The organism is Escherichia sp. R1, assembly GCF_003000935.1.
Classification (GTDB): domain Bacteria; phylum Pseudomonadota; class Gammaproteobacteria; order Enterobacterales; family Enterobacteriaceae; genus Escherichia; species Escherichia coli.
In genome coordinates this window covers 52,427-68,312 of sequence record NZ_PSRU01000015.1, presented here as the reverse complement: position 1 = coordinate 68,312, position 15,886 = coordinate 52,427, and the positions used below count along the sequence as shown (strand labels likewise).

Here is a 15,886-nt window from a genome sequence, read left to right as displayed (position 1 = left end):
TGAGGAACTTATGTCCAAACTCGATCTAAACGCCCTGAACGAACTGCCAAAGGTAGACCGGATTCTGGCGCTGGCGGAAACTAACGCCCAACTGGAAAAACTGGACGCTGAAGGCCGCGTAGCCTGGGCGCTGGATAATCTGCCCGGTGAATATGTACTTTCTTCCAGCTTTGGCATTCAGGCGGCGGTGAGTCTGCATCTGGTGAATCAGATTCGCCCGGATATTCCAGTGATCCTCACCGATACCGGCTATCTGTTCCCGGAAACCTACCGCTTTATTGACGAGTTAACGGATAAACTCAAGCTCAACCTGAAAGTGTACCGTGCTACCGAAAGCGCCGCCTGGCAGGAAGCACGCTACGGCAAACTGTGGGAGCAGGGCGTTGAAGGCATTGAAAAGTACAATGACATCAACAAAGTCGAACCGATGAACCGGGCGCTGAAAGAACTGAATGTGCAAACCTGGTTTGCTGGCCTGCGCCGTGAACAATCCGGCAGCCGCGCCAATTTACCGGTGCTGGCAATTCAGCGTGGCGTATTTAAAGTGCTGCCGATTATCGACTGGGATAACCGAACTATTTATCAGTACCTGCAAAAACATGGCCTGAAATATCACCCATTATGGGATGAAGGATATTTATCGGTGGGCGATACCCATACAACCCGTAAATGGGAACCCGGCATGGCGGAAGAAGAAACGCGTTTCTTTGGCTTAAAAAGGGAATGTGGATTACACGAAGGGTAAATATTGCCGGATAAATTAAACGCCTCTGTCAGAAATGATGGGGGCGTTTTTATTTTGCGAGCAGCATTCCAGCATTTAAACGAGAACGTCGCAGGGAGAATTAACAGGTATAGAATGGCATTGGGTGCTTGAGGCTGTCTGGCGTTAAGCATTCGCGAGGTTCCAGATGGACAAAAGCCCCAGGCGATATTTCTATCAACCTGAGGCCTACGTTCGAACCTAAGCAATTCGGATGTTAGTCTCTTCTTTGCAGGGAGGCAAGACATGCTGACAAAATATGCCCTTGTGGCAATCATCGTACTGTGTTGTACAGTACTGGGATTCACGTTGATGGTAGGCGACTCGTTGTGTGAGTTGAGTATCAGAGAACGTGGTATGGAGTTTAAGGCAGTTCTCGCTTACGAATCGAAGAAGTAGCCACCACGCGGGGTAAAACCCCGCGTACTGAATTGTGATGGTTTGGTCTCCTGCACCCTTTTTTATACTCTGTTTCTGGTGGCATTGATTTCCTGCAGGCAAGGGAGTAATCATTTCAAACCCATTAAGATGCCTTCGCCAGCTCCTTCACCAACGGTAGCATTATCCGCATAACATCACGGCAGCGACGTTCTATTCTTCCAGGAAGTGCCTTATCAATATGCTGTTGATTATCCAGTCTTACGTCATGCCAGCTATTTCCCGCAGGGAATGCGGCTGTTTTTGCGCGTTGCTGATAACCATCCTTATTGCCAAGATTCCAGTTAGTCGCTTCCACCGAAAGTACAGCAATACCGGCTTTGTCGAATATTTCTGCGTCATTACAACACCCGGTGCCTTTCGGATAGTTTTTATTCAAACCTGGATTTGTGGTGGCGGCAATTCCATGGCTGCGGGCAATTGCCAGCGCCCGGTCGCGCGTTAATTTCCTTACTGCTTCAGGTGTTTTTACGCCACTGTTGAAATACAGCTTATCGCCAACAATTAAGTTATCGAGATTAATCACCAGCAGCGTATTTTTCTTTTCGGTGTCACTCATCCGCTTGAGTAAATTCTCAGCGCCTAATTTTCCTTCCTCTTCGCCGCTGGTCGCCACAAATCGAATACCATACTCGGTAGGCGTATTTTTCAGGCGTTCAGCCAGTTCCAGCATGACACCTAAACCTGCGGCGTTATCATCCATTCCTTGTAACGTTAGCCCGCCGAGATTGGCATCGGCGTCAGCATCGCTCAGCGGGGCGTAAGTATCCAGATGCGCCATAATGATGATCTGCTGCGGCGCTTTGCCTTCATGAGCGGCAATCACCGTACTTCCCGTCACGTTATGCCAGCTCTTGCGATTATCGCGGGCGGTATAAATATACCGACTATTAAATGTCCGAATATCACTGCGATAACCCATTTGCTGAAACTGTTGACGAATATAATCGGCAGATAACATTTCTGCAGGAGTTCCGGTCATGCGTCCCGGAAAGAAAGTAGCAATATGTCGTGCCTGGGTATTAGCAAAATCGCCAGGTTTAGGTGACGAGGCGTGTACGGGGAGAATAAAGCATACGCCGAGCGCCAGGGCAGCGGTACGGTGGCGCAATGCGGAAAACATAGTGAGTCCTTAAATACCATGCAAATTTTTTTACCGCCATAGTATGAAACTGCCGCTGCGCTAAAACAATTTCAAATCTTCCTAAACGCCCGAAATCCGGTGCCTTAAGCACTTTTTGATATTAGCTTTGCCAAATCGTTATTCCGTTAAGGAACTACTCATTCTAATTGGTAATTTCATTCGTTCTCTTACGCTCCCTATAGTCGAAACATCTGATGGCAAGAAAATAGCGGTATTGCAAAGGAACGGTTATGGATCAAAAACGACTTACCCACCTGCGGCAACTGGAGGCGGAAAGCATCCACATTATTCGCGAGGTGGCTGCAGAATTCTCAAATCCGGTGATGCTCTACTCTATCGGTAAAGATTCCAGCGTCATGCTGCATCTGGCGCGCAAGGCGTTTTATCCAGGTACGCTGCCTTTCCCGTTGCTGCATGTCGATACCGGCTGGAAATTCCGCGAGATGTATGAGTTCCGCGATCGTACGGCGAAAGCCTACGGCTGCGAGCTGCTGGTGCATAAAAACCCGGAAGGCGTGGCGATGGGGATTAATCCATTCGTACACGGCAGCGCGAAACATACCGATATTATGAAAACTGAAGGCCTGAAACAGGCGCTGAACAAATACGGTTTTGATGCCGCCTTCGGTGGTGCGCGCCGTGACGAAGAGAAATCCCGCGCTAAAGAGCGAATCTACTCTTTCCGTGACCGCTTCCATCGCTGGGATCCGAAAAATCAGCGCCCGGAGCTGTGGCACAACTACAACGGGCAAATTAACAAAGGCGAAAGCATCCGCGTCTTCCCGCTCTCTAACTGGACCGAGCAGGATATCTGGCAATACATCTGGCTGGAAAATATCGACATTGTTCCGCTGTATCTTGCTGCGGAACGTCCGGTTCTGGAACGCGACGGTATGTTGATGATGATTGATGACAACCGTATCGACCTGCAACCGGGCGAAGTGATTAAAAAACGGATGGTGCGTTTCCGCACACTGGGCTGTTGGCCGCTGACCGGCGCGGTGGAGTCAAATGCGCAAACACTGCCGGAGATCATCGAAGAGATGCTGGTTTCCACCACCAGTGAACGTCAGGGCCGCGTAATTGACCGCGACCAGGCGGGGTCTATGGAGCTGAAAAAACGTCAGGGGTATTTTTAAGATGAACACCGCACTTGCACAACAAATCGCCAATGAAGGCGGCGTCGAAGCCTGGATGATTGCGCAACAACATAAAAGCCTGCTGCGTTTTCTGACCTGTGGTAGTGTCGATGACGGCAAAAGTACCCTGATTGGTCGCCTGCTACACGATACCCGCCAAATCTACGAAGATCAGCTCTCATCGCTGCATAACGACAGTAAGCGTCACGGCACCCAGGGCGAAAAGCTGGATCTGGCACTGCTGGTGGACGGCCTGCAAGCTGAGCGCGAACAGGGCATCACTATTGATGTGGCCTACCGCTATTTCTCTACCGAGAAGCGTAAATTTATTATCGCCGACACCCCAGGGCACGAGCAGTACACCCGCAATATGGCGACTGGAGCATCGACATGTGAACTGGCGATCTTACTGATCGATGCCCGTAAAGGCGTGCTCGATCAAACCCGTCGTCACAGTTTTATCTCCACACTGTTGGGGATCAAACATCTGGTCGTGGCGATCAACAAAATGGATCTGGTGGATTACAGTGAAGAGACGTTCACCCGTATTCGTGAAGATTATCTGACTTTTGCCGGGCAGCTGCCGGGTAATCTGGATATCCGCTTTGTGCCGCTCTCCGCACTGGAAGGCGACAACGTGGCTTCGCAAAGTGAAAGTATGCCGTGGTACAGCGGTCCGACACTGCTAGAAGTGCTGGAAACCGTGGAGATCCAGCGAGTGGTGGATGCTCAGCCAATGCGCTTCCCGGTGCAGTACGTTAACCGTCCGAATCTCGATTTTCGTGGCTACGCCGGAACGCTGGCATCCGGTCGCGTGGAAGTCGGGCAACGTGTCAAAGTGCTGCCCTCTGGTGTGGAATCAAACGTCGCGCGGATCGTGACCTTTGATGGCGATCGCGAAGAAGCCTTTGCCGGAGAAGCGATCACCCTGGTGCTGACGGATGAGATCGACATCAGCCGTGGCGATCTGCTGCTGGCGGCAGACGAAGCGTTACCGGCTGTGCAGAGCGCGTCGGTGGATGTGGTATGGATGGCGGAACAGCCGCTTTCCCCGGGCCAGAGTTACGACATCAAAATTGCCGGTAAGAAGACGCGTGCTCGTGTTGATGGCATTCGTTATCAGGTTGATATCAATAACCTTACCCAACGCGAAGTTGAAAACCTGCCGCTGAACGGCATCGGCCTGGTAGATCTCACCTTTGACGAGCCACTGGTGTTAGATCGTTATCAGCAAAACCCGGTTACCGGTGGGCTGATTTTTATCGATCGCCTGAGTAATGTGACCGTAGGTGCCGGTATGGTGCACGAACCAGTTAGCCAGGCAACTGCTGCGCCATCTGAATTCAGTGCATTCGAACTGGAATTGAATGCCCTGGTTCGCCGCCATTTCCCGCATTGGGGTGCGCGCGATTTACTGGGAGATAAATAATGGCGCTGCATGACGAAAACGTCGTCTGGCATAGCCACCCAGTAACTCCGCAACAACGCGAACAGCACCACGGTCATCGTGGTGTTGTGCTGTGGTTTACCGGCCTCTCTGGTTCCGGTAAATCAACCGTCGCGGGGGCGCTGGAGGAGGCGTTACATAAACTTGGCGTCAGTACGTATCTGCTGGATGGCGACAACGTTCGCCACGGATTATGCAGCGATCTCGGTTTTAGCGATGCCGACCGTAAAGAGAATATCCGTCGCGTCGGTGAAGTGGCGAATTTGATGGTTGAAGCCGGACTGGTGGTGCTGACCGCATTTATCTCGCCACACCGCGCCGAACGCCAGATGGTTCGCGAACGCGTAGGAGAAGGGCGCTTTATCGAAGTGTTTGTCGATACGCCGCTGGCGATTTGCGAAGCCCGCGATCCAAAAGGTTTATATAAGAAAGCGCGTGCCGGTGAACTGCGCAACTTTACGGGAATAGATTCCGTTTACGAAGCGCCTGAATCGGCAGAAATTCATCTCAATGGTGAACAATTAGTAACAAATTTGGTACAGCAATTATTAGATCTGTTGAGACAGAACGATATTATCAGATCCTGAGACACCGCCGGGTTTCCATGCCCGGTTCGTCAAAGTAACAGGATCAGATATGCGTAACAGCCACAACATTACATTAACAAATAACGACAGCCTTACTGAGGTTGAAGACACCACATGGTCGCTGCCAGGCGCTGTGGTTGGTTTTTTATCGTGGCTGTGCGCGTTGGCAATTCCGATGTTGATTTATGGCTCTAACACGCTGCTCTTTTTTATCTACACCTGGCCTTTCTTTCTGGCGCTGATGCCCGTCGCAGTGGTGGTGGGGATTGCACTGCATTCATTGATGGACGGAAAGCTACGCTACAGTATTGTTTTCACTCTGGCGACGGTTGGCATTATGTTTGGTGCGCTGTTTATGTGGCTACTGGGTTAATTGTTCTTTCCTCTCTATTCTGTTCATAATTCAATCCGTAACTAATAATGAGATTATGTTCTGCACGCCCTGGGTATACGTAACAATGGACAAATGTGGTACATTTGCCCACGTTGTCGCGGTATCCCCAACAGAGGATGTAGAGTCGTCTTCGGATGCATGGGATGAAGATGCCGTTTTTCAGGGGGCAGGATGGGTAAACTAACGCTGCTGTTGCTGGCTATTCTGGTCTGGCTACAGTATTCGCTGTGGTTCGGTAAGAACGGTATACATGACTATACTCGCGTCAATAATGATGTGGCGGCACAGCAAGCTACAAACGCGAAACTTAAAGCGCGAAACGATCAGCTTTTTGCCGAAATTGACGATCTCAATGGCGGCCAGGAGGCGCTCGAAGAGCGTGCGCGTAATGAACTCAGCATGACCAGGCCGGGCGAAACGTTTTATCGTCTGGTGCCTGACGCGTCAAAGCGCGCACAGTCTGCGGGGCAAAACAATCGATAAATCAGCCCGGGAATTAACATGGCAACCACTCATTTGGATGTTTGCGCCGTGGTTCCGGCGGCCGGATTTGGCCGCCGAATGCAAACGGAATGTCCTAAGCAATATCTCTCAATCGGTAATCAAACCATTCTTGAACACTCGGTGCATGCGCTGCTGGCGCATCCCAGGGTGAAACGTGTCGTCATTGCCATAAGTCCTGGCGATAGCCGCTTTGCACAACTTCCTCTGGTGAATCATCCACGAATCACGGTTGTTGATGGTGGTGAAGAGCGTGCCGATTCCGTGCTGGCAGGTCTGAAAGCCGCTGGCGACGCGCAGTGGGTATTGGTGCATGACGCCGCTCGTCCTTGTCTGCATCAGGATGACCTCGCGCGATTGTTGGCGTTGAGCGAAACCAGCCGCACGGGAGGGATCCTCGCTGCGCCGGTGCGCGATACGATGAAACGTGCCGAACCGGGCAAAAATGCCATTGCTCATACCGTTGATCGCAACGGCTTATGGCACGCGCTGACGCCGCAATTTTTCCCTCGTGAGCTGTTACATGACTGCCTGACGCGCGCTCTAAATGAAGGCGCTACCATTACCGATGAGGCCTCGGCGCTGGAATATTGCGGTTTTCATCCGCAACTTGTTGAAGGCCGCGCGGATAACATCAAGGTAACGCGCCCGGAGGATTTGGCGCTGGCCGAATTTTACCTCACCCGAACCATCCATCAGGAGAATACATAATGCGAATTGGACACGGTTTTGACGTACACGCCTTTGGCGGTGAAGGCCCAATTATCATTGGTGGCGTACGCATTCCTTACGAAAAAGGGCTGCTGGCGCATTCTGATGGCGACGTGGCGCTCCATGCGTTGACCGATGCATTGCTTGGCGCGGCGGCGCTGGGAGATATAGGCAAGCTGTTCCCGGATACCGATCCGGCATTTAAAGGTGCCGACAGCCGCGAGCTGTTGCGCGAAGCCTGGCGTCGTATTCAGGCGAAAGGTTATGCCCTCGGCAACGTCGATGTCACTATCATCGCTCAGGCACCGAAGATGTTGCCGCACATTCCACAAATGCGCGTGTTTATTGCCGAAGATCTCGGCTGCCATATGGATGATGTTAACGTGAAAGCCACTACTACGGAAAAACTGGGATTTACCGGACGTGGGGAAGGGATTGCCTGTGAAGCGGTGGCGCTACTCATTAAGGCAACAAAATGATTGAGTTTGATAATCTCACTTACCTCCACGGTAAACCGCAAGGCACCGGGCTGCTGAAAGCCAATCCGGAAGACTTTGTGGTGGTGGAAGATTTGGGCTTTGAGCCTGATGGTGAAGGTGAGCATATTCTGGTTAGAATCCTCAAAAACGGCTGCAATACCCGTTTTGTGGCGGATGCACTGGCGAAATTCCTGAAAATTCATGCCCGTGAAGTCAGCTTCGCTGGGCAAAAAGATAAACATGCTGTTACGGAACAGTGGTTATGCGCTCGCGTGCCGGGCAAAGAGATGCCCGATCTGAGCGCCTTTCAACTGGAAGGCTGCCAGGTGCTGGAGTATGCGCGGCACAAGCGCAAGCTGCGTTTAGGGGCGCTGAAAGGTAACGCCTTTACCCTGGTACTACGCGAAGTGAGCAATCGCGATGACGTTGAACAACGTCTGATCGATATTTGCGTAAAAGGTGTACCGAACTACTTTGGTGCCCAACGTTTTGGGATTGGCGGTAGCAACTTGCAGGGTGCGCTGCGCTGGGCGCAAACCAATACTCCGGTGCGCGATCGCAATAAACGGAGTTTTTGGTTGTCGGCAGCCCGCAGTGCGTTGTTTAATCAGATTGTTGCTGAACGCCTCAAAAAAGCAGACGTTAATCAAGTTGTTGACGGCGATGCGCTACAATTAGCCGGACGTGGTAGCTGGTTTGTCGCAACCACCGAAGAACTGGCGGAATTACAGCGTCGCGTCAACGATAAAGTGCTGATGATAACCGCCGCATTGCCGGGCAGTGGCGAGTGGGGAACTCAGCGTGAAGCGCTGGCATTCGAACAAGCAGCTGTCGCCGAAGAAACTGAATTACAAACCTTACTGGTGCGCGAAAAAGTTGAAGCCGCGCGCAGAGCGATGCTGCTGTATCCGCAACAATTAAGCTGGAACTGGTGGGATGATGTCACCGTAGAAATCCGTTTCTGGCTTCCGGCGGGAAGTTTTGCAACCAGCGTTGTCAGGGAACTTATCAACACAACAGGTGATTATGCGCATATTGCTGAGTAATGATGACGGGGTACATGCACCCGGTATACAAACGCTGGCGAAAGCCTTGCGTGAGTTTGCTGACGTTCAGGTGGTCGCCCCCGATCGTAACCGCAGCGGCGCTTCTAATTCTCTGACACTGGAATCCTCCCTGCGCACGTTTACCTTTGAAAATGGTGATATTGCTGTGCAAATGGGAACCCCGACCGATTGCGTCTATCTTGGCGTAAATGCTCTGATGCGCCCGCGCCCGGACATTGTTGTGTCCGGAATTAACGCCGGGCCGAATCTGGGGGATGATGTTATTTATTCCGGTACGGTAGCGGCCGCGATGGAAGGCCGTCATTTAGGTTTTCCGGCGCTTGCCGTCTCGCTTGACGGGCATAAACATTACGACACTGCCGCGGCGGTAACCTGCTCAATTTTGCGCGCACTGTGTAAAGAGCCGCTGCGCACCGGGCGTATTCTTAATATTAACGTTCCGGATTTACCCTTGGATCAAATCAAAGGTATTCGCGTGACGCGCTGCGGTACACGACATCCGGCAGATCAGGTGATCCCGCAGCAAGATCCGCGCGGCAATACGCTGTACTGGATTGGCCCGCCGGGCGGTAAATGTGATGCCGGTCCGGGGACCGATTTTGCTGCGGTAGATGAGGGCTATGTTTCCATCACGCCGCTGCATGTGGATTTAACTGCGCATAGCGCGCAAGATGTGGTTTCAGACTGGTTAAACAGCGTGGGAGTTGGCACGCAATGGTAAGCAGACGCGTACAAGCACTTCTGGATCAATTACGTGCGCAAGGTATTCAGGATGAGCTGGTGCTGAATGCACTTGCCGCCGTGCCGCGTGAAAAATTCGTTGATGAAGCGTTTGAACAAAAAGCCTGGGACAATATCGCCTTGCCGATAGGTCAGGGGCAGACAATTTCGCAGCCGTATATGGTGGCGCGAATGACCGAATTACTCGAGCTGACGCCGCAGTCGCGGGTGCTGGAAATTGGCACTGGTTCGGGATATCAAACTGCAATCCTGGCGCATCTTGTCCAACATGTTTGCTCGGTTGAACGGATTAAAGGCTTGCAGTGGCAGGCGCGTCGCCGCCTGAAAAATCTTGATTTACATAATGTTTCAACCCGTCATGGCGATGGATGGCAAGGTTGGCAGGCACGCGCGCCGTTTGACGCTATCATTGTTACGGCGGCACCGCCTGAAATTCCAACTGCGCTAATGACGCAGCTGGACGAAGGCGGGATTCTCGTCTTACCCGTAGGGGAGGAGCACCAGTATTTAAAACGGGTGCGTCGTCGGGGAGGCGAATTTATTATCGATACCGTGGAGGCCGTGCGCTTTGTCCCTTTAGTGAAGGGTGAGCTGGCTTAAAACGTGAGGAAATACCTGGATTTTTCCTGGTTATTTTGCCGCAAGTCAGCGTATCGTGAACATCTTTTCCAGTGTTCAGTATGGTGCCTTGCACGGTAATTATGTCACTGGTTATTAACCAATTTTTCCTGGGGGATAAATGAGCGCGGGAAGCCCAAAATTCACCGTTCGCCGCATTGCGGCATTGTCACTGGTTTCGCTATGGCTGGCAGGCTGTTCTGACACTTCAAATCCACCGGCACCGGTCAGCTCCGTTAATGGCAATGCGCCCGCAAATACCAATTCTGGTATGTTGATTACGCCGCCGCCGAAAATGGGGACGACGTCTACAGCGCAGCAACCGCAAATTCAGCCGGTACAGCAGCCACAAATTCAGGCTACTCAACAACCGCAAATCCAGCCTGTGCAGCCAGTAGCTCAGCAGCCGGTACAGATGGAAAACGGACGAATCGTCTACAACCGTCAGTATGGGAACATTCCGAAAGGCAGTTATAGCGGCAGTACATACACCGTGAAAAAAGGCGACACGCTTTTTTATATCGCCTGGATTACTGGCAACGATTTCCGTGACCTTGCTCAGCGCAACAATATTCAGGCACCATACGCGCTGAACGTCGGTCAGACCTTACAGGTGGGTAATGCTTCCGGTACGCCAATCACAGGCGGAAATGCCATTACCCAGGCCGACGCAGCAGAGCAAGGAGTTGTGATCAAGCCTGCACAAAATTCCACCGTTGCTGTTGCGTCGCAACCGACAATTACGTATTCTGAGTCTTCGGGTGAACAGAGTGCTAACAAAATGTTGCCGAACAACAAGCCAACTGCGACCACGGTCACAGCGCCTGTAACGGTACCAACAGCAAGCACAACCGAGCCGACTGTCAGCAGTACATCAACCAGTACGCCTATCTCCACCTGGCGCTGGCCGACTGAGGGCAAAGTGATCGAAACCTTTGGCGCTTCTGAGGGGGGCAACAAGGGGATTGATATCGCAGGCAGCAAAGGACAGGCAATTATCGCGACCGCAGATGGCCGCGTTGTTTATGCCGGTAACGCGCTGCGCGGCTACGGTAATCTGATTATCATCAAACATAATGATGATTACCTGAGTGCCTACGCCCATAACGACACAATGCTGGTCCGGGAACAACAAGAAGTGAAGGCGGGGCAAAAAATAGCAACCATGGGTAGCACCGGAACCAGTTCAACACGCTTGCATTTTGAAATTCGTTACAAGGGGAAATCCGTAAACCCGCTGCGTTATTTGCCGCAGCGATAAATCGGCGGAACCAGGCTTTTGCTTGAATGTTCCGTCAAGGGATCACGGGTAGGAGCCACCTTATGAGTCAGAATACGCTGAAAGTTCATGATTTAAATGAAGATGCGGAATTTGATGAGAACGGAGTTGAGGTTTTTGACGAAAAGGCCTTAGTAGAAGAGGAACCCAGTGATAACGATTTGGCCGAAGAGGAACTGTTATCGCAGGGAGCCACACAGCGTGTGCTGGACGCGACTCAGCTTTACCTTGGTGAGATTGGTTATTCACCACTGTTAACGGCCGAAGAAGAAGTTTATTTTGCGCGTCGCGCACTGCGTGGAGATGTCGCCTCTCGCCGCCGGATGATCGAGAGTAACTTGCGTCTGGTGGTAAAAATTGCCCGCCGTTATGGCAATCGTGGTCTGGCGTTGCTGGACCTGATCGAAGAGGGCAACCTGGGGCTGATCCGCGCGGTAGAGAAGTTTGACCCGGAACGTGGTTTCCGCTTCTCAACATACGCAACCTGGTGGATTCGCCAGACGATCGAACGGGCGATTATGAACCAAACCCGTACTATTCGTTTGCCGATTCACATCGTAAAGGAGCTGAACGTTTACCTGCGAACCGCACGTGAGTTGTCCCATAAGCTGGACCACGAACCAAGTGCGGAAGAGATCGCAGAGCAACTGGATAAGCCAGTTGATGACGTCAGCCGTATGCTTCGTCTTAACGAGCGCATTACCTCGGTAGACACCCCGCTGGGTGGTGATTCCGAAAAAGCGTTGCTGGACATCCTGGCCGATGAAAAAGAGAATGGTCCGGAAGATACCACGCAAGATGACGATATGAAGCAGAGCATCGTCAAATGGCTGTTCGAGCTGAACGCCAAACAGCGTGAAGTGCTGGCACGTCGATTCGGTTTGCTGGGGTACGAAGCGGCAACACTGGAAGATGTAGGTCGTGAAATTGGCCTCACCCGTGAACGTGTTCGCCAGATTCAGGTTGAAGGCCTGCGCCGTTTGCGCGAAATCCTGCAAACGCAGGGGCTGAATATCGAAGCGCTGTTCCGCGAATAAGTAAGCATCTGTCAGAAAGGCCAGTCTCAAGCGAGGCTGGCTTTTTTTCTTTTGGTACATGGTACATGTTGAACTGTTATCGGATACAGCGTTAAAACTTTATCTGACTGACCAGGGGACGGCACTTTTTAGATGTAGAAGACCGGATAGACGCGTCAGCGTCACATTCGGCAATCATCATTTTAAGCGCGCAGTAATTGTCGCCACGCGTTCACCATATTTCACGGCTGTATCCAGATCGCCCGTAGGGATTTGGTCTGCACCCGCATCGGCTGGAGATTGCACCAGCAAACCGACTGAACCGCCCAGATTGTTTACATCTTCCCTGGTTGACGCAAGCACATTGGCAGGAGCCTGACCTAAACTCACCCACAGACCGCCATGCTGTGAAGCCAGCGTTTGCAGATAGATCAGCGTAACTTGTTTATCGCCATTCAGGCTGGCGCTGTTGGTGAAACCCCCGAAGACTTTATCCTGCCATTTACGTGTAAACCACGCTTTGGAACTGGCATCAGCAAATTTCTTGAATTGCCATGGCGCACCGCCCATATAGGTGGGAGCACCGAAGATAATGGCATCGGCTGCGTCCAGTTTTTCCCACTCCTGCTCAGTGATATTTCCTTCGTTATCAATCGAAATTAAATCTGCATGGGCGCCTTGTGCCACTTTTTCAGCAACCAGTTTAGTGTGACCATATCCTGAATAATAAACCACAGCTATGTTTTGCATATAAATATCCTTTTTACTAATGAATGATTTTTTGAGGCAGGTTTTAAAGATGTAGAGTATTATGCCTTGCAGATATTATTTAAACCATCAAATGATGAACATATTTTTTGAATGAGATAAACATAATATTCGAAGAAAAATGAATCTCCTAACGTAGTAATATCTAAAATAACAGTCTGTTCAGAGATGCTATAAATCAACAACACATTAATAAAGGACTACGTATGCAAGGCATTAAAATATATACAATTCTAGCCTCTTCTCTTATATCTGGTAGTGTTTTTGCTCAAACGGAAATTTCGACTGCAAATTCGTCTACAGTTAATGCAAGTTATGTTGAACCTTCAGCGGAAAAAATAATATCGCCAAGCGATAAACTCAATAACCTTTTTGAAAGAAATATGTCTCAGCCTTATATTTTACAAAAAATTGGCGAGAGAACTTATTATGTTCAACGCTATTTTTATTCCACTACGTTTTATGTCGGAGACAAAGGGGTTTTGCTGTTTGATGCTCCGGAGGGTCGCGGTAAATATTTATTACAGGCAATTCGTGATGTGACTCCATTACCCGTAACAGCGCTGGTTTATTCTCATTACCATGTGGATCACATTGGCGATAGTCCATTTTGGAACGATGAGGCGAAGAAAGAAGGCGTGAATCTGCGTATTATTGCCAGTAAAGCCACTGCTGAAAAAATGCAATTTATGAACAGTCGCTTACCCGTCGCCACTCAGGTTTTAAGTAAAAAAGATGACCAGTTTAAATTTGAAAAGCAGACCATTGAATTACACCGATTTGTTAAAGCAGGACATACCGACGACCATTCTGTATGGTTGCTAAAACAGGAAAAAGTAGCTCACAGCCCGGATCTCCTGAATCCTGACCAACTGCCGATGATGGGCTTCGCCGTATCGGATACGTTGGTTTACCATGACAGTAATTTGCGTCAGGTTGAAATGCTTGACTGGAAATATTTTATTGGCGGGCATGGTAATATTGGTTCACACGATGATTTTAAATTTCAACGCCAGTTTCTTAATGATCTTCGGGATACGACAATTAAAGTCAGAAAAGAAGAAAGTTTTGGTAAATTTATGAATAAAACGGCAAATAATCATGCTGATTTTGCGCGAGCCCAGCGCGAAGCAATTATTAAGAAAGTAACTGAAGTATTACGTCCGAAATATGGCCATATGTATGGCTACGACGCATCTATGCCTGCTAATATCGAAATGGCAATAAGATTGGTCGGTTCTTATTACTAAGATAAAATCAACTTGCAAGAGATTGTAATTATATTGCAAAGTGAAAATTAACCTCGGTAGCGAGATATTACCGAGGTTAATATTGGCATACATTACCCCCTTATCAGGCACTTAAACGATACATCATATCTTATCTGGATTATTAGATGACGAGCCATACGCACCAGGTAATTAAGAATCCGGTAAAACCGAGAATGGTCGTTAACACTGTCCAGGTTTTCAGACCGTCTGCTACCGACAACCCCAGATATTTGGTCACAATCCAGAACCCTGAGTCATTAATATGCGACGCGCCAAGCCCACCAAAGCAGGCTGCCAGCGTCACCAATACGCACTGAATCGGATTTAATCCCATCACCGCTTCTGAGAGTAACCCGCCGGTTGTCAGGATTGCTACGGTTGCTGACCCCTGCGATGCACGCAGCGCCAGTGAAATAATAAATGCGGCTGGTAACAGAGGCAGGTCAATCATTTGTAACATGTTGGCAAGGGCTTTACCGACGCCCGATTCCACCAGCACTTTACCAAATACCCCTCCAGCACCAGTAACCAAAATCACTACCGCCGCAGTGGGAAGGGCAGAGCCCATAATGTCGCTGGTGTGTTGTAAGCTCCAGCCGCGACGTAAAGCCAATAACCAGAATGCCAGCACCAGCGCAATCATTAGAGCTACCATTGGTGAGCCGATCAACTGTAGCGTACCAAGCAGGGGATGCGAAGGCGGCATCAGTGTTGCAGAAACCGTACCCGCCATGATAATCGCGATAGGAATAACAATTAGCGAGGTGACCAGCGCGACGCCCGGTGGATTTATTTTATCGCTTAATTTTGTCGCGCCTTCCTCACTGGCCGGAGCCAGTTGCATCTGTTCCAGTACCTCGACCGACATCGCATATTGGCGCTTATTGATTATTTTCGCTGCAAAATAGCCAACAATCCCTACGGGAATAGAAATCGCAATACCGATGATGGTTAGCCAGCCGATGTCTGCGTGGAGTAACCCCGCTGCGGCGACAGGGCCTGGATGCGGCGGTACCGCCACGTGAACAGTGAGCATGATCCCAGCGACAGGCAGGCCAAATTTGAGTGGTGATATTTTGGCAACCTTGGCAAAACCGTAAATGATTGGCGCAAGAATAATAAAGCCGACATCAAAGAAGACGGGAATACCGAGGAAGAACGCTGCCAGAGTCAGCGCAGCGATAGTTCGTTTGTCACCTAACTTGCGACTGAAATAATTAGCCAGTGACTCTGCACCACCAGAGTGTTCGATCATACGCCCCAGCATAGCGCCCAGACCAATAATAATAGTGACGGAACCAAGTACACCGCCCATCCCAGCGATCATCACTTTACCCACTTCGCCCGCCGGTATACCCGCCGCAAGTGCGACTAACAGGCTGACGAGGAGCAGAGCAACGAATGGTTGTACCTTTGCCTTGATGACCAGTAGCAACAGCATGATTACGCCAGCTAACGCAATGCATAACAATGTAATTGTGGACATGGGAAACCCTGTCTGAAAGTTATAGTTAACCTACCCC

The 15,886-nt window shown here is 50.4% G+C and carries 18 protein-coding genes; 15 read left to right on the top strand and 3 right to left on the bottom strand.

Going from position 1 to position 15,886, the window contains the following annotated elements; all coding sequences use genetic code 11:
* The first annotated feature begins 10 nt into the window (after positions 1-10).
* Entirely contained in the window at positions 11-745 is a 735-nt protein-coding gene (gene cysH, locus C4F37_RS18080) for a phosphoadenosine phosphosulfate reductase (RefSeq protein ID WP_000039865.1), read from the top strand.
* Positions 746-1,009: 264 nt separating this feature from the next.
* Complete coding sequence (locus tag C4F37_RS18070) at positions 1,010-1,162, top strand: Hok/Gef family protein (protein ID WP_000956458.1); 153 nt, start codon at positions 1,010-1,012, stop codon at positions 1,160-1,162.
* A 124-nt stretch (positions 1,163-1,286) separates the two neighbouring features.
* Here C4F37_RS18070 and iap read toward each other — a convergent pair whose 3' ends face one another.
* Positions 1,287-2,324: an alkaline phosphatase isozyme conversion aminopeptidase gene (iap, locus tag C4F37_RS18065; RefSeq protein WP_000490426.1), complete on the bottom strand. Its 1,038-nt coding sequence runs from the start codon at positions 2,322-2,324 to the stop codon at positions 1,287-1,289.
* 251 nt (positions 2,325-2,575) lie between these two features.
* Between iap and cysD the strand changes: the two genes are divergently transcribed.
* The 12 genes from cysD to rpoS all read left to right on the top strand — a co-directional run bounded on the left by cysD (position 2,576) and on the right by rpoS (position 12,345).
* Positions 2,576-3,484: a sulfate adenylyltransferase subunit CysD gene (gene cysD / locus C4F37_RS18060; RefSeq protein WP_000372392.1), complete on the top strand. Its 909-nt coding sequence runs from the start codon at positions 2,576-2,578 to the stop codon at positions 3,482-3,484.
* A gap of 1 nt (position 3,485) precedes the next feature.
* Complete coding sequence (gene cysN, locus C4F37_RS18055) at positions 3,486-4,913, top strand: sulfate adenylyltransferase subunit CysN (protein ID WP_001090361.1); 1,428 nt, start codon at positions 3,486-3,488, stop codon at positions 4,911-4,913.
* Positions 4,913-5,518, top strand: a complete 606-nt coding sequence (gene cysC / locus C4F37_RS18050) for an adenylyl-sulfate kinase (RefSeq protein WP_001173653.1) — start codon at positions 4,913-4,915, stop codon at positions 5,516-5,518. Before cysN ends, cysC begins: the two co-directional genes overlap by 1 nt.
* A gap of 49 nt (positions 5,519-5,567) precedes the next feature.
* Positions 5,568-5,891 (top strand): DUF3561 family protein, encoded by a 324-nt coding sequence (locus C4F37_RS18045; protein ID WP_001246113.1) that lies wholly within the window; start codon positions 5,568-5,570, stop codon positions 5,889-5,891.
* Positions 5,892-6,083: 192 nt separating this feature from the next.
* Entirely contained in the window at positions 6,084-6,395 is a 312-nt protein-coding gene (gene ftsB, locus C4F37_RS18040) for a cell division protein FtsB (protein ID WP_000517479.1), read from the top strand.
* Between the two features lie 18 nt (positions 6,396-6,413).
* Positions 6,414-7,124: a 2-C-methyl-D-erythritol 4-phosphate cytidylyltransferase gene (gene ispD / locus C4F37_RS18035; protein WP_001539454.1), complete on the top strand. Its 711-nt coding sequence runs from the start codon at positions 6,414-6,416 to the stop codon at positions 7,122-7,124.
* Positions 7,124-7,603, top strand: a complete 480-nt coding sequence (gene ispF, locus C4F37_RS18030; RefSeq protein WP_001219237.1) for a 2-C-methyl-D-erythritol 2,4-cyclodiphosphate synthase — start codon at positions 7,124-7,126, stop codon at positions 7,601-7,603. Before ispD ends, ispF begins: the two co-directional genes overlap by 1 nt.
* Complete coding sequence (truD, locus tag C4F37_RS18025) at positions 7,600-8,649, top strand: tRNA pseudouridine(13) synthase TruD (protein ID WP_000568931.1); 1,050 nt, start codon at positions 7,600-7,602, stop codon at positions 8,647-8,649. Before ispF ends, truD begins: the two co-directional genes overlap by 4 nt.
* Positions 8,630-9,391, top strand: coding sequence for a 5'/3'-nucleotidase SurE (surE, locus tag C4F37_RS18020; protein ID WP_001295182.1), 762 nt, complete (start codon positions 8,630-8,632; stop codon positions 9,389-9,391). The genes truD and surE overlap by 20 nt, the downstream gene beginning before the upstream one ends.
* Positions 9,385-10,011: a protein-L-isoaspartate O-methyltransferase gene (gene pcm, locus C4F37_RS18015; protein WP_000254701.1), complete on the top strand. Its 627-nt coding sequence runs from the start codon at positions 9,385-9,387 to the stop codon at positions 10,009-10,011. The genes surE and pcm overlap by 7 nt, the downstream gene beginning before the upstream one ends.
* Before the next feature lie 184 nt (positions 10,012-10,195).
* The gene (gene nlpD / locus C4F37_RS18010) at positions 10,196-11,290 is read left to right on the top strand and encodes a murein hydrolase activator NlpD (RefSeq protein WP_306174120.1); all 1,095 of its coding nucleotides are present in this window, start codon (positions 10,196-10,198) and stop codon (positions 11,288-11,290) included.
* Positions 11,291-11,352: 62 nt separating this feature from the next.
* A complete protein-coding gene (rpoS, locus tag C4F37_RS18005) occupies positions 11,353-12,345 on the top strand; it encodes an RNA polymerase sigma factor RpoS (protein ID WP_000081550.1) in 993 nt (330 codons plus the stop codon).
* Positions 12,346-12,522: 177 nt separating this feature from the next.
* Here the strand turns inward: rpoS and C4F37_RS18000 are convergent, their stop codons facing one another.
* Entirely contained in the window at positions 12,523-13,074 is a 552-nt protein-coding gene (locus tag C4F37_RS18000) for a flavodoxin family protein (RefSeq protein ID WP_001179442.1), read from the bottom strand.
* A gap of 224 nt (positions 13,075-13,298) precedes the next feature.
* On the opposite strand from C4F37_RS18000, the gene C4F37_RS17995 reads away from it, so the two are divergent.
* Complete coding sequence (locus tag C4F37_RS17995; RefSeq protein ID WP_001161578.1) at positions 13,299-14,342, top strand: MBL fold metallo-hydrolase; 1,044 nt, start codon at positions 13,299-13,301, stop codon at positions 14,340-14,342.
* Between the two features lie 142 nt (positions 14,343-14,484).
* Here the strand turns inward: C4F37_RS17995 and C4F37_RS17990 are convergent, their stop codons facing one another.
* The gene (locus C4F37_RS17990) at positions 14,485-15,849 is read right to left on the bottom strand and encodes a GntP family transporter (protein WP_000104433.1); all 1,365 of its coding nucleotides are present in this window, start codon (positions 15,847-15,849) and stop codon (positions 14,485-14,487) included.
* Positions 15,850-15,886 lie beyond the last annotated feature (37 nt).